The 1,130-nt window shown below is 67.3% G+C and carries 1 protein-coding gene; it reads left to right on the top strand.

Annotated elements, in window-relative coordinates:
• On the top strand, positions 1-1,130 hold a 1,130-nt coding region (locus tag E3T42_RS14560), incomplete at both ends, for a glycerol kinase GlpK (protein WP_134403228.1).

Here is a 1,130-nt window from a genome sequence, read left to right as displayed (position 1 = left end):
CACGTCATCGCAATCGACCAGGGCACCACCAGTACCCGCGCGATCATCTTCGACAAGGCCGGGACGATCATTTCCGCCGGTCAGCTCGAGCACGAGCAGATCTTCCCCCGGGCGGGTTGGGTCGAGCACGACCCGATGGAGATCTGGAACAACACCCGGGAGGTCATCGGTTCGGCGCTGGCCAAGGCCAACCTGACCCGGCACGACATCGCCGCCGTCGGTATCACGAACCAGCGCGAGACCGCCGTGGTCTGGGACCGCCACACCGGCATCCCCGTCTACAACGCCATCGTCTGGCAGGACACCCGCACCCAGCCGATCGTCGACCGGCTCGCCGCCGACGGCGGCGTCGAGCGGTTCAAGGCCCAGGTCGGCCTGCCCCTGGCCACCTACTTTTCCGGCACGAAGATCGTCTGGATCCTCGAAAACGTCGAGGGGGCCCGGGCGAAGGCCGAGGCCGGCGACCTCATGTTCGGCACCACCGACACCTGGGTGCTCTGGAACCTCACCGGCGGGCTCGAGGACGGCGTGCACGCGACCGACGTCACCAACGCCAGCCGCACCATGTTCATGGACCTCGAGACGCTGCAGTGGGACGACGACATCCTCGCCGCGTTCGACGTGCCGAAGTCGATGCTGCCCGAGATCCGCTCCTCCTCCGAGGTCTACGGGATCGCCAGCGGCCACAGCCTCCTGCGCGAAACCCCGATATCCGGCATCCTGGGCGACCAGCAGGCCGCGACCTTCGGCCAGGCCGCCTTCGACCAGGGCGAGGCGAAGAACACCTACGGCACCGGCAACTTCCTGATCTTCAACACCGGCACCGAGATCATCCACTCCAAAAACGGCCTGCTCACCACCCTCGGCTACAAGCTCGGCGACGCCGAACCGCACTACGCACTGGAAGGCTCGATCGCCGTCACCGGTTCGCTCGTGCAGTGGCTGCGGGACAACCTCGGCATCATCCGCACGGCCGAGGAGATCGAAGCCCTCGCCCTGTCCGTCGAGGACAACGGCGGCGCCTACTTCGTTCCCGCCTTCTCCGGCCTGTTCGCGCCGTACTGGCGTGCGGATGCCCGCGGCGCACTGGTCGGACTGACCCGGTACGTGAACAAGGGCCACATCGCGCG

This window comes from Cryobacterium sp. TMT4-10, from assembly GCF_004403275.1.
GTDB lineage: Bacteria > Actinomycetota > Actinomycetes > Actinomycetales > Microbacteriaceae > Cryobacterium > Cryobacterium shii.
This window is presented reverse-complemented; position numbering and strand designations above follow the sequence as displayed.